The sequence below is a fragment of the Neobacillus niacini genome (genome assembly GCF_023715785.1).
Taxonomy (GTDB): Bacteria; Bacillota; Bacilli; order Bacillales; family Cytobacillaceae; genus Neobacillus; species Neobacillus niacini_E.
Map to the genome: position 1 here is coordinate 47,688 of NZ_JAMBOX010000011.1, position 19,285 is coordinate 66,972.

Below are 19,285 nucleotides of genomic sequence, written 5' to 3' on the forward strand. Positions count from 1 at the left end.
GCATACAGAATTTTGAAGGAGGTAGAAGAATACAATGAAATTTGCAAGATTTAAAGTCAATGAGGACGTGTATAAAGGGGTCATAAGTGAAACTGTTGTCAAAGAAATCAACGGAGATTTATTTGGGGACTGGGAGTACACGGGAAAAGAATTTTCTATAAAAGATGTAAAGCTGCTTGCACCGCTTGAGCCTAATCAGGTTATTGGAATCGGGGCCAACTTTGTTTCAAAAACTGAAGATCTTCCAAGTGATTTGCCGAAAATTCCGGTTTTCTTTTTCAAGCCGGCCACATCTGTTATCGGGCCTGAGGACGAAATCATCATTCCTGCGGGAATACAACAAGTGAAATTTGAGTCAGAGTTAGCGGTTGTCATCGGTAAAGAAGCAAAAAATGTTCCTGAATCAGATGTATTGGATTATATATTTGGCTATACAGTAGGGAATGACGTTACTGCGCCGCAATTTTTCCATCAGGATGGTCATTGGACGATCGGAAAGTCGTTCGATACGTTTACCCCGCTAGGACCTGTCATTGAAACAGTGCTTGACCCATTTAATGTAAGGGTAGAAGCTAGGCTTAATGGGGTTGAAAAGCAAAACAGTCCGACTGAACTGATGATTGTTCCGCTTCGTAAAATGATTTCGTATCTTTCCAAGGTGATGACGTTAAAACCTGGGGATGTAATCTTGACGGGAAGTCCTTTAGGAGCAGAATTTGTTGGTGAGGGCAGCGTAATTGAATGCGAAATTAAAGAAATCGGCACCCTTCGAAATACATTTATTACCGCAAAGGAAACCGTAAAAGTCTAATCCTGTTTTCGTCAATGTCCGGCAGTTGTAGACTTTATGCTATAATGATAGGAAATTTGCTTCTTCAATTACAAGTGCTACTAGAGCTAGAGGTGAAGATTTTGGAAAGAGAAAATATGGTAAAGTCTGTCAGCCGGGCATTGGATATTATTAATATAGTAGGATTGAAAAAGGATGGGCTGGGTGTCACAGACATTTCTAAGCAAATGGATATTAATAAAAGCTCCGTCTTTCGTATTCTGGCCACACTTGTCCGATATGGATATATAGAGCAAGATGAAGAAACAGGGCGCTATAAACTAGGATATAAATTTTTGGAGATTAGCTCAAAACTATTAGAGTCGATTGATTTGAGGGCTGAGGCGAGACCGTTTTTACGGGAACTGGAAAAAGAAACAAACGAGGTCATCCACTTGGTTGTTTATGATCAGGGTGAGGTCGTGTACATCGAAAAATTAGAGGGAAATGAAACACTAAGGATGCATTCCAAAGTCGGAAAAAGGGCCCCGATGCATTGTACCTCGGTGGGAAAAGCCATCCTTGCCCATTTGCCATCAAGCGAAGTGGCGGATATTCTTGAGCGCAAAGGACTTCCGGTGCATACTGATTATACCATTACCGACCGAGACACGTTCCTGCAGGAATTGGCTGGCGTTAAGCATAAAGGCTATGCACTTGACTTGGAAGAAAATGAATATGGGATTCGCTGTATTGCCGTCCCGATTTTTGATCATCTAGGAAAAGTTTCTGCAGCCATCAGCCTTTCCGGACCGACCATCCGTATGACGGATGAAAGGCTAGAACAGTTGAAGCCAAGAATGATGAAAATCGGAAAACAGATTTCGGGGAGACTCGGTCATTCAGGTCCGATTAGTTAACCCGAGATTATATAGGTAAAAAAATTATTCGGTTAAAAAATCGAATAATTTTTTTGTCCGTTTTCGTCGAAACTCTATGACTAAATTACCAAATATTTTGAATATTATTGCAACTATTAACAGGCATTTGTATAATGAATTTTATAAATGCATAATTTTTCAAAAAAATGAATGAAAGATTATGATCAAAAAATAGAGTGGGGGATGGTTAATGGGTACGGGAATGTTATCTTTTTTATCACTGTTGCCTATTATTGTTGTTGGTATTTTTCTAGTCGGGCTTAGGTGGCCGGCAAGTAAAGCGATGCCGATTTCTTATCTGGTTGCAGTGGGTTTAGCCTTATTTATCTGGCAGGTGCCTGGAGCTCAGGTAGCTGCCGCGTCCATTAATGGACTTGTGACAGCAGGTACGCTCTTATACATTATATTTGGGGCGATTTTGCTTTTGAACACACTCCAGGAAAGCGGCGGGATTAGAGCCATTCGTCAGGGATTTACGGAAATTTCACCGGACCGCCGTATTCAGGTTATTATCATTGCTTGGTTATTTGGTTCCTTTATTGAAGGGGCTTCGGGTTTCGGCACGCCAGCAGCTGTAGCTGTTCCGTTAATGGTCGGACTAGGGTTTCCGGCAATGGCAGCCGTTATCGCCGGGATGGTGATTCAAAGTACACCCGTTTCATTTGGCGCTGTCGGTACCCCGGTGCTTGTTGGAATTCAAACCGGATTATCTGCAGATCAAGGCATCACAAATGATTTTCTTGCACTGGTAACGGCAATTGGCGGGAAGGTTTCTATCCTACATATGATAGCCGGTACACTTGTTCCTCTTTTCGTCGTTGCATTAATGACGAGATTCTTTGGTAAAAACAAATCCTACACAGAAGGAATTAAGGTTTGGAAATTTGCCTTATTCGCCTCATTCTCCATGACGATACCATACGTAATTGTAGCAAACACACTTGGACCAGAGTTCCCATCGATGATTGGGGGATTAGTTGGTCTAGCCATCGTTGTTTCAGCAGCCAAAAAAGGCTTCCTTATGCCTCCAAAAGAAGAGGCTTGGGACTTCGAGGGAAAATCAAAGTGGGACCCAGAATGGACGGGCAACATTGAAATCAAGGATATTGCCCACAAAAGTGGCAGCATGAGCTTAATGCGTGCCTGGTCACCGTATATTTTAGTAGGCTTGTTCCTAGTATTAACAAGATTGACAGCACTTCCTTTAAATGGTTGGATGAAAGCTTGGACTGTTTCTTTTAATAACATTTTTGGGTCAGAAATCAGTGCCAGTTTTCAACCGCTGTATCTACCGGGAACAATCTTTATTCTCGTTTCCATTCTTACCTATTTTATTCATGGAATGCATGCAAGCGCATACAAAAAAGCGTGGGCTCATTCCGGTAAAACCACTATCGCCGCTTCAACAGCATTGATTTTTACGGTGCCGATGGTTCAGGTGTTTGCAAACACAGGCGGCGGAGCGGCGGGCTTTGACAAAATGCCAATTGAATTAGCCAATGGCGCCGCTGCGTTAGCAGGTGAATTCTGGCCGTTCTTCGCCACTTTCATTGGTGGGTTAGGTGCTTTTATTGCCGGCAGTAACACGGTAAGTAATATGATGTTCTCCTTATTCCAATATGACGTCGGTTCCCAAATTGGTGTTGATCCAACATGGATTGTCGCTCTTCAAGCAGTAGGCGGTGCGGCAGGCAACATGATTTGTGTCCATAACGTAGTTGCAGCATCAGCTGTAGTCGGCTTGGTCGGGAAGGAAGGGACAGTCATCCGAAAAACACTATTGCCATTTGCATATTATGCATTAATTGTAGGAGCTGTCGGATATTCGATTGTATGGTATTCAGAAAAGGGCTTCTTTAACATTGGTACATTTGTGGCAGCAGCCATCGCCGTGGCCGCGATTTACATTATTGCATCCAATAAAAAGAGGGCGGAAATACTGATCAGCAATGGGAACTCATTTGGCGCAAAGTAAAAATAACATTAACTGTCTGAACCATTTCAGCCGTCTAGTATCTTGAAAATCATGATTAGGGTCCTAAAAATGGGAATCGATTCATTTCGATTTCTTTTTTTCATGCTTTGAACTGGGGATAACTGATATAATAAGGTTAATTTTATGTAAGTTAATGAAGGTGAAGAGTGTGGGGCGTTCATTTGCCAAATGGTATGATTTTTTTTATGGGGCCATTAGAAAGAAACAAGTTTAAAAGTATTCGAAAAGAACTGTTATCACAAGCGACAGGCACCGTTCTTGAAATAGGAGCGGGGACAGGGATTAATTTTCCGCTTTACGGAACTGTTGAAAAAGTGACGGCGATTGAGCCAAGCCCGTACATGATAGAGAGTTCCCAATCTAGACGAGAGCAAGCAGTGGTCCCAATTGAAATGGTACAGGCGGGTGCCGAAAACCTCCCCTTTGCGGCGGACACATTTGATACCGTGGTAGCGACGCTGGTTATGTGTACGATCCCCAATCCGGAAGAAGCCTTTCAAGAAATGAGGCGGGTATGCAAACCGGGAGGGAAGATTCTCTTTTTTGAACATATCAAAATGGAAAATCGTTTTTTAGCCGCGTTACAGGACTGGTTAACTCCGGCATGGAAAAAAATCTGCGATGGCTGCTGTTTGAATCGGAATACGCTGGAGTTGTTGGCAGATACTGAAATTGTTGAATTAAAAAAGTATTATAATGGTCTATTTGTTTTGGCAGTGACCGAAAATATTAAGTAGCAAATTTCAATGGCAGTTTATTCGACTATATTTTTTTGTCAATAGAAAAAAGGCGTAAATATTTTATAAGATATTTGCGTCTTTTTTGTTGCCATTTTTCTGTATAATTTATAGTGAGGTTTGTGTAAGAAAGGGGATAGGGTAATGGAGGATAAGCGTTCAGCACTGCTGGTCATCGATGTTCAAGTAGGGCCGATGTGGGGAACATATAAAAAGGATGAAACGTTTGTGGTCATCCAAACTATGATTTCGAAAGCAGAACAGGAGAATGTGCCGATTTTTTACATTCAATTTGAGGGGCCGGAAAATGATTTGCTGGAAAGAGGGTCGCAGTTCTGGCAGTTTGCACCGGGCATTACTCCGCGGAAGGAGGATATCGTCATTCATAAACGGGGAGCGGATTCCTTTTTTCAGACAGAGTTACAGGAAGAATTGCATCAACATAACATAACGCATCTTTTTGTGGTTGGGGTGCGGACGGAATATTGCATTGATACTACCTGCCGCGCCGCCTTGTCGCTAGGATTTGATGTCACGCTTATAGCTGACGGTCACACGACGGTTGATGAGTGTATTCCGGCGGAGCAAATAATTTACCATCATAATAATGTTTTAAGCCGAGTCAGCACTCCCGAACGGAGAATTATGGTGCAATCCTCGAATGAAGTAGAATTTGATTGAAGAAGAGGCAAGCCTGCCTCCTGTTTTTATCGAAACGCATGTAAAAATAGTTCCTTAAAGGCATCGGTGGCTGGAGAAAGTATACCTTTTTTGTTAAGAATATAAAAATACCGCGTTAAAGGAACTCCGATGATTCTTGTTTGTTTGAAGATGCCAAGTTCGGTTTCTTTTTGGATGGCGGTTCGGGAAAGAATCGCGACCCCCAGACCGGATTGAACAGCGGATTTGATTGATTCCGTATTTTCTAGTTCCAATACAATGTTCAAATTGTCTGGATTGAGCTGTTTTTTTAGTAGATTGGCTTCGAGAACCTGCCTTGTTCCCGAGCCTTTTTCCCTCATAATAATCGGCAGGCCAAATAGTTCCTCGACAGAAATCTCGTCGAATAAAGAGCTCACGGATTGCGAAATAACAACTAGTTCATCCTCCAAAAACGGGATGCTGTCTAATTTTTCGTGTGGGATTGTTACTTCGATAAACCCAAGATCAATTTCGCCGTTCAGCAATTTTTCCACGATTTTATGAGAATTGTCGACTTTCATGCTGACATGGACGTGGGGATATTTTTTTAAAAAATCTCCCAGATAATGCGGCAATAAGTATTCGCCGATTGTCAGGCTGGCGCCAAGACGAAGGTCGCCGTGAATCGTTTCTGAGAGCAGGGCGAGCTCCTTTTCGGCTTTGTTCACCAGCTGGAGGATTTCTTCAGCATAATGAAAAAGAATTTTCCCAGAATCGGTTAATTCCATTTTCTTTGTGTTACGGTCAAACAAGCTTGTATTTAAGTAGTCTTCGAGATGTTTGATTTGCAGACTGACAGTTGGCAGTGGCAAATGAAGAATTTTTGCCGTTTCGGAAAAATTCTTTTTCGTGGCAGCCAAGTGAAACACCTTTAAATGTTCAAGATACACTGCACATTCCCCTTATAGAAGGTACAAAAGAAAAGGACCAAGAGCCGCTAATGCAGCAAACCCAATAATCCCGATATATACTGGCTTTACCCCGGTCCTTTTTAATTGTGAAAAATTGATGCCTAGTCCAAGTCCGGCCATTGCCATCGACATCAGTAGGACACTTGTTGATTCAATTCCATGAATGAAACCTTGCGGCAATTTGATGAAGGTATTTAGCAGGCTAAATCCCAAAAATCCAAAAATGAACCACGGCACGGGTAAATCCTTTAACCTTCTGCTTTGTTTTTGGTTGTCGTCCTTATTATAAAGGAAACCCATGACAAGTGCGACAGGAATCAAGAGTGCAACTCTTCCAAGCTTGACGACGATTGCCGTTTCGCTGCCAACGTCACCGGCGGGAGCGGCAGCAGCCACGACATGAGCCAATTCATGAAGTGTCGAGCCGACTAATACGCCATATAGCTTGGCATCGAGCCCTATGATGGGAAATAGAATGGTATAAACAATGGTGCCGATCGTGCCTAAAATGGCAACAATGGCAACGGCAAAGGCCGTTTGGTCTTGTTTTGCTTTTATTAGTGGAGCGACGGCGACGATGGCCGCTGCCCCGCAAACCGCGGTACCCACCCCGATCAGGGCAGAAAGATTCCGGTCGACACCCGCCAGTCTGCCTAGCTGACAATGAGTGCGATAGTAAAAATGATAACAATCATATCAATTAAAATAACTGAAAGACCGGTACTGATGATTTGCTGCAGGTTCAATCGGATTCCCATTAGAATAATTCCAGCGCGCAATAATGTCTTACTACTGAAAGCGATTCCTGGTTTGTAGTCCGAAGGTATGGCCATCATCCTGTTCCACGTCATCCCCAGCAGGATGGAAACAATCATAATACCCATAATCGAGAAAAAGGGCAATGCGGCGATTTGATTGGCGACAATGGCTAGAACAAGAGTCAATACTACTCCTTTGGAGAGGGTTTTTACTTTTCCCTGATTTGCATTTGTGTTTGATTTGACGTGACGTGTGGGTTTGACTGCTTTCAGTTCCCCATAAGACAACGAATTCATCTCCCTTAATGTTGTGTAAATTAACCTTAACATGGGAAACGCGGGCTATTTATACGAATCTATAATTGAAGTTATAAATATTATTTATAGGTTGAGGGGGAGGAGGATTTTCGAAAGGGATAAGGGTAGGAGGATTGCGACAGGGATGAGCTAGGATGAAGGACAGATTCGTCGGATTGCAACTGGAAATGTCCTTCATCATTGGGATGAAGGACAAATTAGTAAGGAAACTGGTTTAAAATGTCCTTCATTTGCCGCCATAATGAACATAACTAAATTAACCGGGAGTTTTAACTTCCAGCCTTTTTGAAGTATCTAGCTTTATTATTTCACCATGTTCCAAATGAATACTTTTTGCGAATAATGGCCCATCAAACACAAAGGTATGGTATTCTCCAGACTCACCCATTGGGCAGATTGGCGCATGTTGAACATCCTGTAAAAAGGATTCATCTACTAATCTTCCAAGCCAGGATTCATCCAAAACATCTTCTCGGATCCGAACAACCACAGCCTGATACCCGGATTGGACAAAGTTTTCCAGCGATTTTAAGGCGGCATCCTTTGTTGTCCATAGTGGATACAGTGCTTCAACACCTGCTGCGGCAGCCACTTTTTCGCCCCATTCCCTATGGCCTTCCAAATATAAATCCCCAAAAGCAATTCCGGTAATTTGAAATTGATTTTTCAATGTTTGGATTGTACTGACGAACTGTTCTGTATAGGTTTCAAACGTGCAATCAATAAAATGGACGGGGAGGTTTAATGCTTCTCCTTGCAACTGAATCAATTCTGTTCGCTCATCATGGGCAAATGTCCGGTTCCCGTCCTCGGGTTTTGTTGTCACTAATGAAACAATTTCATAACCCTGCTGTATAAGAACATCTAATGCCAAACAACTGTCCTTCCCGCCACTCCAAGATAAGATTATTCTATTTTTCATGAAATCACCTTTGGAAAATTAGTTTATTTGTATTTTATCATAATCTTCATTAGAATAAGCGGCTGGTCCCTTTATAAAAGACAGTTTAGTTGGTTGCCAGGGTTGATTTTGTCTAATAGAAGGCTTATAAAAGACAGTTTGATTGGTTGTAGGTTAATTTTGTCTAATAGAAGGCTTATAAAAGACAGTTTAGTTGGTTGTAGGGTTAATTTTGTCTAATAGAAGGCTTATAAAAGACAGTTTGATTGGTTTTAAGGTTGATTTTGTCTAATAGAAGGCTTATAAAAGACAGTTTAGTTGGTTGCCAGGGTTGATTTTGTCTAATAGAAGGCTTATAAAAGACAGTTTGATTGGTTTTAAGGTTGATTTTGTCTAATAGAAGGCTTATAAAAGACAGTTTAGTTGGTTGCCAGGGTTGATTTTGTCTAATAGAAGGCTTATAAAAGACAGTTTGATTGGTTTTAAGGTTGATTTTGTCTAATAGGGTAAATTAAATCCGATTCATGAACCAATTCGATCTTGTAGAGACTTCCAATTTCTTTGATTTCGCAGAAACCGGAACTGTACTTGAAAATGACGACATATTTTTTCCCGTTATAAAAAACCTGACCATTGTTCTCCATAAATCTCCATCCTTTTTCCTCATTAAATAATTGTAAAATGCTTTCCTTAAAAGATTATGAACTGCACTTAAAGATTATGTTAAGTATTTTGTAGAAAAAAGAAGAACAATGGTGTTGTTTACCGGGCTATTCTGTTTTAACTTTAATTTGTGTAACTTCATTATAGCCATACCCCTTGCGATTCCAGAATGCCTGGTCGGGCTGTGACTGGCCGTTTGAGTCGAATGCGCGAACTTTGATTGCGTATTCTTTATTTTTTTCAAAAACAGTGGGATGGGACCATTTCACCCATTGGTATCGTTTTGGATTTTCGGATAGAGCAGCCTTTTTCCATGTTACTCCATTGTCTAGACTAATTTCGACAGCGGTAACCATGCCTTCGCCAGTCCAAGCTAAGCCAAAGATATCATGACGGCCCGGTTTCAGGATTTGCCGGTCGATGGGTTGTTGAATAAGCGAATTGACATGATTTGAAGTGACTGGAAATGAATCAAGGTTATCATCCTTATGAGGGTAATAAACATAATCATCTGACTGGAACGGACCGGTAAAAGAGTCATCAATAACATGAATATTTCTTAGCCACTTAACCGATGCCATTCCATACCAGCCAGGTACAATCAGTCGATAGGGAAAGCCATGTTTGGGAGGTATCAGCTGTTGGTTATATTCAAAGGCAACAATGACATGTGGAGCTAAAGCCTTTTCAAGTGGCAGACTTCTTTCAAAATGAACATGCCTTCCTTCTTTAGTGCCGGCATCCGCTCCCTGAAAAACAATTTCATTCGCCCGATCGGTAATACCTGCGATGGTAAGAAGATAGGAGAGCGGGACACCTTTCCATTGCCCCTGATTAACGGCTCCATCTTTCCACTGGTCCCCAAACACCTTTGGCTCAAAGTAGGCCCGCTTGTTTCCGGAGCATTCCACTAAGCTAGTTACCGTTCGGGAGGGCAATGATGTAATTTGGTTGTAGTGTAGAGTAATCGGAGTTCTGACAAAACCGGTGATGGAAAGGGAGTAGGACTGATTTGTGATGGCGGGATAGGGAAAATGATTTCTTCGGTACATTTTTGCACTTGGGGTTATCGGCTCTTCAAGAAAATGAATCGGAGTTTCCTGGTTTTCGGGATGCAAACTATGTGTCGTAAGGTGAGGTTTCACTTTAAAAATTTTCTCATTTTGCTCCAATATATACACTCCTTTCCTTCCATAATTGTATTTAGTGAATAGAAATTTTATCCTAATTAATACCTTGTATGAGCATACCAAGGAAAATCTTAAAAACACTTGAAGAAATTGAAGGAAAATTAATAGAGAAGAAAAATAAATAAGCGAAGGTTCGGCCAGGTTATTGGCAGTACCTTGGCTTTTTTTAATGCCAGACCATGAAATCTAGATTGTGAAATTTTAATCCATGCGAAATTAAAGTTTTCCATAAAGGAGTGAAATTGGAAAAAAATACTTGAAAATGAATTGAGTGTCATTTATATTATTAATAAATGACACTTGATTCATTTATTTTCTTGGAGGGTATTTAGCAATGCCAAAGGTGACTGATGAACATAAGGAATTTCGCAAACAGCAAATACTCTTGGCCGCCATGGAGGTGTTTAAACGGAAGGGATATGAAAAAGCGACACTGAAGGATATTGTTGAACAGGCGGGTATGAGCCGGGGCTGGATTTATTTGTACTTTACCGATAAAAAACAGATTTTCGAAGCTTTGTTAACCTATCTCGATGCTGAGCAGGAACAGAAATTTGCGGAACTGATATCCTCTTACGACACCGTTTTTTCTGTCTTAAGTAGATTTTTTGAAGAACTACGACTAGAAATGACCTCTGAAGAAACCCTTTACCCAGCGGTTTATGAATTTTGGATTACTAGCTGGAGAGATGAGACAGTAAGAGAGTTTTTTGCCAAGCGCTATGAGCGAACCGTTGCTATGTTCTCAGACCTATTCCATAAAGGACTTGATTCTGGTGAATTTACTGCAACCATACCAGTCGATGAAATCACGAAAATGATGATGTCTAGTATAGACGGAATGATGGTTCATAGTTTGGCGTTCGGTCTAGCAAGGATTGATATGAAAAAACAGCTGGATCAATTGCTGAGGCGTTTAATGGAGTTGCTGCCTCAATCCAGTATTTAAAATGGAAAGGTTGTTGCCATCGTGCAAAACAAAAAGGTTTATTCATTTATTCTTTTGAATTTTCTAATCACTTGGGGTTGTTGGCTTGCGGTTATTTTTCTAATGGACGGCTCTTTAACGGAAGCCTCCCCTGGATTTGTTATATATGGACTGGGTGGGCTATTAGGACCAGTTGTAGCCGCGGTTATTTCCCAACGATTTTACGGTTCAAAAGTGGAATTCCGCCAATTTCTTACGGATTTAGTGAAGGTAAAAGTCAATATTGGATGGTATATCTTCGTGTTGATCGTACCTTTACTTTTAGGGATATATCCATTTTTAATAGATTCCCTGTTTACTGGTAAGATTCAGATGAGTTTTGACCAGCCGTATTATGCAGTCCTGTTAATGCTGCCAATGATGATTTTGGGAGGTGGACTTGAAGAGGTCGGTTGGCGCGGTGTGTTGCTTCCGGAATTTTTGAAAAAGTTTACACCTTTCACCGCAACATTGTTGCTTTCAGTAATTTGGGCTGTATGGCATGTGCCGCTTTGGTTTATATCTGGGACGGCCCAACATGGTTCTAATTTTGGCCTGTTTTTCGTTTCCGTCATAGGGACAGCCATTGTGCTTTCGGCTCTGTATATCAGAACGAAAAGTATCTGGATGTGCATCCTGCTTCATGCCTTGTTCAATGCAAATTCTGCCTTTTTTGCGTCATCTGGGGGCCTCCATGCATGGAATGAAACAGTCAGCGTTATAGTTAAGTTAGTAGTTTGTATAGGTTTGTTTATGTTTCTTTTAAAAGGGAGAGTCGCCACAATAAGAGCATCTGGAGGTGTATCAAATGCAAGATATTAAATGGGGAAGTCCTGCTAGTTTGGCCTGTTTAGGTGTTTTTCTAGGCGGGCTTGGTATTTTTTTCTATAGTATTTGGTCAACGTTACTAAATTAAAAACTCACAGGACAGAATGATTACTGAGCGGTTCACTTCTTTATCATAAGGATTGATCCGCTTTTTCTGTAAAATAGCAGGGAAATCCCCGATAAGAATCGAACATGTTATCAAGCACCATGAATACACTTCTCAAGGATAAGGAAAATAGACAGGGAGTGGGTTAGATGGCGAATAGCATGAATCGAAAAATTTTATTTGCAAGCAGGCCGAAGGGGATACCGGATGAGAGTAACTTCAAAATGGTTGAAGAAAGGATTCCGGAAATTAACGAGGGAGAAGTGTTAATCAAAACACTTTATCTTTCGGTTGACCCCTATATGCGCGGGCGGATGTCAGATGCCAAGTCGTATGCCAAGCCATATGAAGTTGGGGAGCCGTTTCTAGGCGGAATGGTCGGGAAGGTTATAGAATCGAAGAATTCGAGATTCGAAGTCGGGCAATATGTCGATGGCCGGCTAGAATGGGCGGAATATAATGTTTCAGATGGAAGCGCCATCCGAAAAATTAATCCGGAATGGGGACCAATCACAACTGCGCTTCATGTCTTAGGGATGCCCGGCTTGACTGCCTATTTTGGCCTATTGTACATAGGGGAACCGAAGGAAGGGGAAACGGTGGTCGTGTCCGGTGCCTCTGGCGCTGTTGGCACAATTGTCGGCCAAATTGCCAAACTAAAAGGCTGCAGGGTTGTCGGGATTGCCGGCGGCGATGATAAGTGTGCATTTTTAACAGAGGAATTAGGCTTTGATGCTGCAATCAACTATAAAACGACTGAAAATCTTCGCAAAGCGTTGAAGGAAGCATGCCCGAATGGGGTCGATGTTTATTTCGATAATGTGGGCGGGACAGTCAGCGATGCAGTCATGTCCTTAATCAACTTCCAGTCACGGACGATCATTTGCGGACAGATTTCGCAATATAACCTAGAAAATCGGGAACTTGGACCAAGAGTGGCAGGTCAGCTCCTGACGACCAGTTCGCTGATGAAAGGCTTTATTGTTTCCGATTATGCTCAACATAACAGAGAAGGCTTAGCCCAGCTTTCTCAATGGGTTCGGGAAGGGAAAATCAAATACCGGGAAAATATCGTCGAGGGCTTTGAGAATACTGTCGATGCGTTCCTGGGGCTGTTCCGCGGCGATAACATCGGCAAACAGCTGGTGAAAGTGGCGGAAGAATAAATAATGATTGGAAAAGAATGAGTTGCCCTGACAGCTCATTTTGAAAACATCTTTCTTGCACTATGTGATTGCTGATAGAGTTTATTAAATAGAGTGGCTTAGTTCAGGTGAACTAAGCCATTTTTTATTGTTGAATGAGTATTCAAGAACGCTCTAATTTCGTCGGCAGTTATACCTAATTCAAGGGCTTCTAAAATGAGCGCCACCCACTTTGTTAAAAATAATTGGGGAATTTCTGATATTGCGGCGAAGTTTATTCACAATTCTGACATATTATTTCAATTTTTTTTGCGTTAATTTATGACAACGTCGGACAAGGTTTGTCTATTAATTCTATTCGAATTGGCGATCGTATATAGAATTTAGGAACATTTTGTAAAAACCGGTGAAATACCGTCGATATTTTCAAATTTCACCTAGAGGCGAAGCCTGTTAAAATAGACATATAAAAATAAGTTTACCGGGCTTATTGCGAAATTTGAATGAACTGTGGTCAAAAAGTAGCAATTCGAGAGGGACAAGATTCCCATGCGAGGAGGATGTATGATGAATTTTAAAGTAAAATTCTGGCGAAGATTGACCAAGAGTCAAAAACTGCAATTGTTGAGGGAAAAAGCACATTTATCGAAGTCAGCGTAATGTTTACTTATTACGCTGATTTTTTTATTTGATATCTAACCCCATGAACGAAAAAAAGCGCCCATTAACAGGCGCTTTCTGAGTTTCTTGTTTATTTTTTCGGAATTTCGCAGCCGTTTTCATCACAATTGAGACCATCTTGTCCGCCTAGAGGGGTGAATGGGCCATCCTGGGCCACAACCTGCTTTAGGGCCTGAACAAAGGTTTCAACCGGCTGTGCACCGGTAAGGGAATATTTTTTGTTAATTAAAAAGAATGGCACACTGCGAATGCCGTATTGCTGCGCTTGAGATTCGTCTGTATAAACAGCATCGCTCATATCCTTGCCAGCCAGGAGTTCCTTAACGGCTTTGCCGTCCAATCCCACTTCCTCCGCCAGTTGAACCAGCGTGTCGTGGTCCCCGATGTGCTTGCCTTCGGTGAAGTAGGCACGCAGAATGCGATCGGTCATTTCCTTCATCAGGCCTTGATTTTTCGCGAACATCGTCAATCGATGGGCATCAAAGGTATTGGTCATAATGGCTTGATCAAGATGGTACTCTAGCCCGGCTTCTTGGGCCATTCGCTCGACGTTGTCGCAATTCGCCTTTGCCTGCTCCATGCTCATGCCGTATTTTTTTGCCAGCATTTCATACATATTGTAAGGCACGTCTTTAGAGCTAGATGGATCTAGTTCAAAACAGCGGTAGACTACGTCAACAGGAAAATCAACTTTCTGAATAGCGTCCTCCAGACGCTTTTTGCCAATATAGCAAAATGGTCAAGCAAAATCAGTCCACATTTCAATTAACATCGTGGAAACCTCCTTGGTAGTTGATTTTATTTAGTATACCTACTTCAAGCAGAATTGACCAATCATCTGATTCAAACCGGACATTAACACGTAATTTTTCAAGAAAAAAGTCTAAATTGCCGAAAACTTGAGTATTATCTACTAGACAAGGAGGCGATGATTTGAAATCAGTAGGCATCTTGGGTGTAGGGCAGGCAGGTGGAAATATCGCTGAAATCGCAACGACGATGGGATTTCAAACGGCCCTGATCAACACAAATCAACGTGATGGGGCCGTCAACACAAAGGTTGAGAAGAAATTTTTTGTGCCTGGCTATAATGGCGCTGGGCAGGACCGTTCCATCGGCTTAAGAGCGGTTCACGAGCATTATCGCGAACTGATTGAATTTGTGAAAAAGTCCTTTAAGAACGTCAAACTGTTATTAGTCGCATTTTCGACTGACGGCGGAACCGGATCCGGAATGAGTCCGTTGTTAATTGATATTTTGCTAGACCAGCTTCCAGGCATCAACATTGGCGCAATCGCTGTGGTGCCGGAACGGAACGTGCTCGCCGGAAATCGGATAAACGCGGCAGAATGCATCGAGCAGATTTCGAAAATTGAAGGAATTTCGTCCGTTTTTCTAGTGGATAACGATCAGATGCGCAAAGTAAACCCACAATCGAGCAAGCAGCAAATCTACCTTTCCTCCAATCGACAAGTCATGGAGGCGATTAGTTACGTCTTGCAGGTCACGCAAAAGAGCTCCATTTACGGCAACTTTGATGAAACCGACCTCATGAATATTTTGAATACGCGCGGCGTCACGATGATCTCGTCAACGACGGTAACTGATGTCAAGACGACCGCAGAGATTTCCAATAAAATTCAACGTTCCTGGGCAAACACCATATTTTGTCCCATCGACACCGTCGGGGTGATCCGCGCCGGTCTTATCTATGAAGGGCCGGAAACGGTGGCGAAGCTAATTAGCGCACCAGCCATTTTTGAAGGAATCGGCGAACCGTTGGAACTGTTTGAAGGAACGTATATTTCGGATACGGACCCAACCGTCACGATGATTCTGGCGGGGCTATCCTTTCCACGCCGGCGTTTGCAAACGCTGGAAGAGTCACTTGAAAAAAACAAGGAGAGACTGCAGTTCCTCGTCAATAAGGAGCATGCGGAGAAATATGAATCGCAGGTTTCCTGGGCGTCCAACCTGAAAGCAAAGCCGCCGGAAAGGAAACCGACAGGGGTAACGTCGAAGTTAACGAAGTATCAGAAATAAAGAGTTCAGAGCATCCTCTTCATACAAGAGGGTGTTTTTTTTATGGGATTTAAAAACTAGGTTAAATAGAACCAAGTTTTTTTGTATCCATTTTGAAAAAAATGACTAGACTGTATTGGTGAGAGTATTGCGTTAAGGAGTTGAAGGATCGTGAAAGAACCATTACAGTACTCGGATATTTTTTACAATGAAGTGATTTATTATCTCGAGCAGAAATGGAACCGCCGTCTGGATGCTCATGAACGTCATGTGCTGATTGAAGGGTATCGCTTTGGCCGGATGATTGAGGCGGAAAATGAAATTAAGATATTGTATGCAAAATAAAGGAGACTTCCAAATGTATCAAATCACCAATATGATAATCGACGACGATTTTTCCACTGAAGAGTATGTGACGGTTGAATTTCAACATAACCTGAAGAATTATAGCATTACGTTTAAAAAGTCAGACCTTGAAATTATGAATAGCTGGGTATTTGAATCTGAAACATCCTTACCGGCGGATCTCCCCGAGGAAATTGTGGAATCCATCAGGGAGGATGTTAAGAAACGAATCTGACTATGGCAGCAGTCCTGCGATTTGGAGCAGCGTCAGCACGATCTCGAATAGGATCAAGAGGACAATCACCCATTCCACGAACAGACCGCGAATCGAGTGACTGATGGTAGAAAAGCCATCCATGATATTATATAAAATCTCCGTCTTGCTTTTTAAAATTTTGTAACGGTCACTGAGCTCGAAAAATTCCATCATCTTGTCATAAAATTCGCTGGCGGTACTGCTGGACCAGGTAATTTCCGGCTTGTCCAAAATCATGATATAGGCGAGGGTGTTATATTCATGGCGAAGAATTTTAGCTGTCGTCCTCGCCAGCTCTTTGTTGCCGATTCTTAGTTTGCCTTTTTCAAGTCGGTCGATCATCGTCTCCAGCCTATCGTGGATTTTTCCCAGCTGTTCTTCGGTTTTTTCGAGGGCAACGGATTTGGCCAGCACGGTGGAAATTAATTCAGGATAGAATTCCTCAAATTCAGGGACCATTACATATTCGTCCGCGAGCTCCAGACTTTCGTTTTCATGGATGTGCAGTTTGTAATCATCGGTATAGCGGTCGGCGTTGTTTATCTCCACGTCCGGCTCAAATCTTTGAATGAATTTTAGTAAAATAGTTGTTTCACTTGGTTCGGTCTGGTTAATAAACACCACGCTGCCAAACGAGAAGATCAGCACCATTTGACCGGCGTTTATTTCGCGGCCGAGGATGGACTCTAGAATGGCGCCTTTTAGGATGAGGGGCTCCTCCCAGGTGAATTTCTTTGGAATCCCGCAGTGAATCGCAATTTTGTTCAAATCGATTTCATTAACAACGGCAAATGCTTTGAAGGTCATCGCCTTCATCGTGTATCACTCTTTTCGGTTATTTTTTAAAAACATGATCACCAATCGCTATGGTGGTTGCTCTAGAATCGAGCCAGCGGCTGGTGGCAATGACTGGATTATAGAAAAACAAGGAATCCTGAGCCAGTGTTCTTTTATCGTTCAATGCTTCGTACACCGCTTTAATAGAATCTTCGTCGGCCGGCTTATTGATTTGTCCGTTGCTCACGGGTTGAAATTGCCTTTTTTGATAAATAACTTCTTTAATCGTGTCAGGGAATTTGGGGCTTTCGAGTCGATTTAGAACGACGCAGGCAACCGCTACTTTCCCTTCATATGGCTCGGTTTCTGCCTCGGCACGGACAAGTCTCGCCAGCAAATCGATTTCGGACTGGGAAAATGGCGGTACTTTGACGGCGTTAGCGGGCTCAGTAGTAGTCTGGTCAGACCGGATTTTCGCTACATCCACTCTGGCTTCGAGGCTGGCCAAGGTTGCCGATGCTGCGGAATCTGCCTCTATTTTATTTATATGTACAGTTTGTCCAACATATATCAAGTCAAGATTTTCAATTTGCGGGTTAAGTTCTGCCAACTCTTGCAAAGTTAAATGGTTTTCCTCGGCAATTTTGGCCATTGTGTCCCCAGTTTGGACTGTGTGTGCTAATGTGGGCGTTGTAAATAAGAGTGAAATTGCGAATGTCAGTGCAGCAATCAGTTTTTTCATTGATTTCTCCTCCTGGCTTTAATTCTTTTCTTGATTTCTATTTCTATGAAATGAAAAAATAGATTAGTATTACAGTTTCTTTACATGGAAGTGTCAAATTGTAGAATGGCATGTAAATTACGTAGAATTGGTTTGATATTTCGTAGAATCGGGCTTGAATTACGTAGAATTGTGATGGGTTTACGACGAATTCTTCTGAAATTTTGTAGAATTACAATATAAAATCACGTAGCATTGCTTTCTAATAGTTGATCAAGAGGGAAATTATCCTTTTAAAATAGACCGGAATTTCAGTAAAATGGATATATCTGCGGTAAAATGAAAGATATCTGCGATTGTTGACCATATATCTGCGGAAAGTTGTAGTTTATCTGCGATGTTTTCGATATATCTGCGATAAATCAAATATATCCGCGATACATAATTACAACAGGGAGGAAACCAAAATGTACAGCTTCAAAAACGATTACAGCGAAGGGGCGCATCCGAGGATTTTGACTACGCTAATCGAAACCAACCTCGAACAGGAGGATGGATACGGGGAGGACGGCTATTCCCAAAAAGCCGTGGAGCTAATCAAAGCAAGGCTCGGGCGCACGGACGTTGATGTTCATCTCTTATCAGGCGGGACACAGACTAATTTGACGGCGATTGCGGCTTTCTTAAGACCGCATGAGGCTGCTATTGCCACAGCTTCCGGCCATATTTTTACCCATGAAACCGGAGCGATTGAAGCGACCGGACACAAAGTGATTTCCGTCGATACGGAGGATGGGAAACTAAACACGGAGCATCTTCAAGGCGTACTTGACTACCATACCGATGAGCATATGGTTAAACCGAAGCTTGTTTATATTTCCAATTCAACCGAAATCGGGACCATTTATAAAAAGCCTGAGCTGAAACAATTAAGGGAGTTCTGCGATAGGAACGGTCTCATTTTATTCATGGATGGGGCGCGGCTGGGTTCGGCACTTACTTCATCAGAGAATGACCTAACCTTGTCGGAGCTGCCGGGGCTGGTAGATGCTTTTTATATTGGCGGCACGAAGAATGGGGCGCTGATTGGCGAGGCGCTGGTCATTTGCAACGATTCTCTTAAAACGGATTTCCGCTTCCACATTAAGCAAAAAGGCGGCCTGCTCGCCAAAGGGAGAGTGTTAGGGATTCAGTTTCTTGAATTATTCCGGGATAACCTATTTTTTGAACTGGCGAACCACGCGAACAAGATGGCGGAGCTCCTCAAAACGGAGCTGGCCAATGCTAATGTGAAGTTCCTCACCGACTCGCCAACCAATCAAATTTTTCCGATCTTGCCGAACGAAGTCATAAGCGGGCTGCAAAACTCCTATGCATTTCATGTTTGGGAAAAAGTTGATAAGGATTATTCAGCGATTCGCCTTGTTACGTCTTGGGCCACAAAAGAGGAACAGGTTGCTGCATTTATTGAAGATTATAAAAAACTTGCGAAATAACGATGTTGAGACCAAATCACCGACGATTTGGTCTTTTTTGACTGGATAACATGGA

At 42.2% G+C, this 19,285-nt stretch carries 20 protein-coding genes and 1 pseudogene; 12 read left to right on the forward strand and 9 right to left on the reverse strand.

Annotated features, from left to right (window positions below):
• The first annotated feature begins 34 nt into the window (after window positions 1–34).
• From M3234_RS18515 to M3234_RS18535, 5 genes are all read left to right on the forward strand, one after another.
• Window positions 35–811 carry a fumarylacetoacetate hydrolase family protein gene (locus M3234_RS18515; protein ID WP_262306140.1) on the forward strand — a complete coding sequence of 259 codons (777 nt, stop codon included), beginning with the start codon at window positions 35–37 and terminating at the stop codon, window positions 809–811.
• A gap of 101 nt (window positions 812–912) precedes the next feature.
• Window positions 913–1,689 carry an IclR family transcriptional regulator gene (locus M3234_RS18520; protein ID WP_262306141.1) on the forward strand — a complete coding sequence of 259 codons (777 nt, stop codon included), beginning with the start codon at window positions 913–915 and terminating at the stop codon, window positions 1,687–1,689.
• A gap of 211 nt (window positions 1,690–1,900) precedes the next feature.
• On the forward strand, window positions 1,901–3,685 hold the full coding sequence (locus tag M3234_RS18525) for an L-lactate permease (protein ID WP_262306142.1): 1,785 nt from the start codon (window positions 1,901–1,903) through the stop codon (window positions 3,683–3,685).
• Window positions 3,686–3,867: 182 nt separating this feature from the next.
• On the forward strand, window positions 3,868–4,443 hold the full coding sequence (locus M3234_RS18530) for a class I SAM-dependent methyltransferase (protein ID WP_262306143.1): 576 nt from the start codon (window positions 3,868–3,870) through the stop codon (window positions 4,441–4,443).
• Between the two features lie 144 nt (window positions 4,444–4,587).
• Window positions 4,588–5,124 (forward strand): cysteine hydrolase family protein, encoded by a 537-nt coding sequence (locus tag M3234_RS18535; protein ID WP_262306144.1) that lies wholly within the window; start codon window positions 4,588–4,590, stop codon window positions 5,122–5,124.
• Between the two features lie 26 nt (window positions 5,125–5,150).
• Here the strand turns inward: M3234_RS18535 and M3234_RS18540 are convergent, their stop codons facing one another.
• The 5 genes and pseudogenes from M3234_RS18540 to M3234_RS18565 all read right to left on the reverse strand — a co-directional run bounded on the left by M3234_RS18540 (window position 5,151) and on the right by M3234_RS18565 (window position 9,877).
• On the reverse strand, window positions 5,151–6,035 hold the full coding sequence (locus M3234_RS18540) for a selenium metabolism-associated LysR family transcriptional regulator (protein WP_262306145.1): 885 nt from the start codon (window positions 6,033–6,035) through the stop codon (window positions 5,151–5,153).
• A gap of 12 nt (window positions 6,036–6,047) precedes the next feature.
• Window positions 6,048–7,144, reverse strand: a pseudogene (locus M3234_RS29725) (YeiH family protein).
• Between the two features lie 244 nt (window positions 7,145–7,388).
• Window positions 7,389–8,054 carry a Dph6-related ATP pyrophosphatase gene (locus M3234_RS18555; RefSeq protein ID WP_262306148.1) on the reverse strand — a complete coding sequence of 222 codons (666 nt, stop codon included), beginning with the start codon at window positions 8,052–8,054 and terminating at the stop codon, window positions 7,389–7,391.
• Window positions 8,055–8,515: 461 nt separating this feature from the next.
• Complete coding sequence (locus M3234_RS18560; RefSeq protein ID WP_262306149.1) at window positions 8,516–8,677, reverse strand: hypothetical protein; 162 nt, start codon at window positions 8,675–8,677, stop codon at window positions 8,516–8,518.
• 126 nt (window positions 8,678–8,803) lie between these two features.
• A complete protein-coding gene (locus M3234_RS18565) occupies window positions 8,804–9,877 on the reverse strand; it encodes a sulfite oxidase (protein ID WP_311315665.1) in 1,074 nt (357 codons plus the stop codon).
• 343 nt (window positions 9,878–10,220) lie between these two features.
• Between M3234_RS18565 and M3234_RS18570 the strand changes: the two genes are divergently transcribed.
• From M3234_RS18570 to M3234_RS18580, 3 genes are all read left to right on the forward strand, one after another.
• Complete coding sequence (locus tag M3234_RS18570) at window positions 10,221–10,835, forward strand: TetR/AcrR family transcriptional regulator (protein ID WP_262306151.1); 615 nt, start codon at window positions 10,221–10,223, stop codon at window positions 10,833–10,835.
• Window positions 10,836–10,856: 21 nt separating this feature from the next.
• Window positions 10,857–11,675, forward strand: a complete 819-nt coding sequence (locus M3234_RS29575; RefSeq protein ID WP_262306152.1) for a CPBP family intramembrane glutamic endopeptidase — start codon at window positions 10,857–10,859, stop codon at window positions 11,673–11,675.
• A gap of 261 nt (window positions 11,676–11,936) precedes the next feature.
• Window positions 11,937–12,953, forward strand: a complete 1,017-nt coding sequence (locus M3234_RS18580) for an NADP-dependent oxidoreductase (protein WP_262306153.1) — start codon at window positions 11,937–11,939, stop codon at window positions 12,951–12,953.
• Window positions 12,954–13,051: 98 nt separating this feature from the next.
• On the opposite strand, the gene sinI is transcribed toward M3234_RS18580, so the two are convergent.
• Window positions 13,052–13,159: a DNA-binding anti-repressor SinI gene (gene sinI, locus M3234_RS29730; RefSeq protein WP_396953967.1), complete on the reverse strand. Its 108-nt coding sequence runs from the start codon at window positions 13,157–13,159 to the stop codon at window positions 13,052–13,054.
• A gap of 524 nt (window positions 13,160–13,683) precedes the next feature.
• Window positions 13,684–14,340 carry a DsbA family oxidoreductase gene (locus M3234_RS18585; protein WP_311315668.1) on the reverse strand — a complete coding sequence of 219 codons (657 nt, stop codon included), beginning with the start codon at window positions 14,338–14,340 and terminating at the stop codon, window positions 13,684–13,686.
• Between the two features lie 206 nt (window positions 14,341–14,546).
• Here M3234_RS18585 and M3234_RS18590 point away from each other — a divergent pair, with 206 nt between their 5' ends.
• The 3 genes from M3234_RS18590 (at window position 14,547) to M3234_RS18600 (ending at window position 16,215) form a co-directional block, all read left to right on the forward strand.
• Window positions 14,547–15,656 (forward strand): FtsZ/tubulin family protein, encoded by a 1,110-nt coding sequence (locus M3234_RS18590; protein WP_262306154.1) that lies wholly within the window; start codon window positions 14,547–14,549, stop codon window positions 15,654–15,656.
• A gap of 150 nt (window positions 15,657–15,806) precedes the next feature.
• A complete protein-coding gene (locus M3234_RS18595) occupies window positions 15,807–15,980 on the forward strand; it encodes a hypothetical protein (protein ID WP_262306155.1) in 174 nt (57 codons plus the stop codon).
• Between the two features lie 13 nt (window positions 15,981–15,993).
• Window positions 15,994–16,215 carry a hypothetical protein gene (locus tag M3234_RS18600; RefSeq protein ID WP_262306156.1) on the forward strand — a complete coding sequence of 74 codons (222 nt, stop codon included), beginning with the start codon at window positions 15,994–15,996 and terminating at the stop codon, window positions 16,213–16,215.
• Here the strand turns inward: M3234_RS18600 and M3234_RS18605 are convergent, their stop codons facing one another.
• Together M3234_RS18605 and M3234_RS18610 are read right to left on the reverse strand one after the other, a co-directional pair.
• Window positions 16,216–17,052 (reverse strand): RMD1 family protein, encoded by an 837-nt coding sequence (locus M3234_RS18605; protein ID WP_262306157.1) that lies wholly within the window; start codon window positions 17,050–17,052, stop codon window positions 16,216–16,218.
• Window positions 17,053–17,071: 19 nt separating this feature from the next.
• Window positions 17,072–17,755 carry a cell wall hydrolase gene (locus M3234_RS18610; protein WP_262306158.1) on the reverse strand — a complete coding sequence of 228 codons (684 nt, stop codon included), beginning with the start codon at window positions 17,753–17,755 and terminating at the stop codon, window positions 17,072–17,074.
• Window positions 17,756–18,201: 446 nt separating this feature from the next.
• Here M3234_RS18610 and M3234_RS18615 point away from each other — a divergent pair, with 446 nt between their 5' ends.
• Entirely contained in the window at window positions 18,202–19,230 is a 1,029-nt protein-coding gene (locus M3234_RS18615; protein WP_262306159.1) for a threonine aldolase family protein, read from the forward strand.
• The last annotated feature ends 55 nt before the right edge of the window (window positions 19,231–19,285 follow it).

Coding starts and splice junctions, on each gene's coding strand:
- M3234_RS18515 (WP_262306140.1), top strand. CDS start 35: ATGAAATTTGCAAGATTTAAAGTCAATGAGGACGTGTATAAAGGGGTC.
- M3234_RS18525 (WP_262306142.1), top strand. CDS start 1,901: ATGGGTACGGGAATGTTATCTTTTTTATCACTGTTGCCTATTATTGTT.
- M3234_RS18535 (WP_262306144.1), top strand. CDS start 4,588: ATGGAGGATAAGCGTTCAGCACTGCTGGTCATCGATGTTCAAGTAGGG.
- M3234_RS18555 (WP_262306148.1), bottom strand. CDS start 8,054: ATGAAAAATAGAATAATCTTATCTTGGAGTGGCGGGAAGGACAGTTGT.
- M3234_RS18560 (WP_262306149.1), bottom strand. CDS start 8,677: ATGGAGAACAATGGTCAGGTTTTTTATAACGGGAAAAAATATGTCGTC.
- M3234_RS18570 (WP_262306151.1), top strand. CDS start 10,221: ATGCCAAAGGTGACTGATGAACATAAGGAATTTCGCAAACAGCAAATA.
- M3234_RS18580 (WP_262306153.1), top strand. CDS start 11,937: ATGGCGAATAGCATGAATCGAAAAATTTTATTTGCAAGCAGGCCGAAG.
- M3234_RS18600 (WP_262306156.1), top strand. CDS start 15,994: ATGTATCAAATCACCAATATGATAATCGACGACGATTTTTCCACTGAA.
- M3234_RS18605 (WP_262306157.1), bottom strand. CDS start 17,052: ATGAAGGCGATGACCTTCAAAGCATTTGCCGTTGTTAATGAAATCGAT.
- M3234_RS18610 (WP_262306158.1), bottom strand. CDS start 17,755: ATGAAAAAACTGATTGCTGCACTGACATTCGCAATTTCACTCTTATTT.
- M3234_RS18615 (WP_262306159.1), top strand. CDS start 18,202: ATGTACAGCTTCAAAAACGATTACAGCGAAGGGGCGCATCCGAGGATT.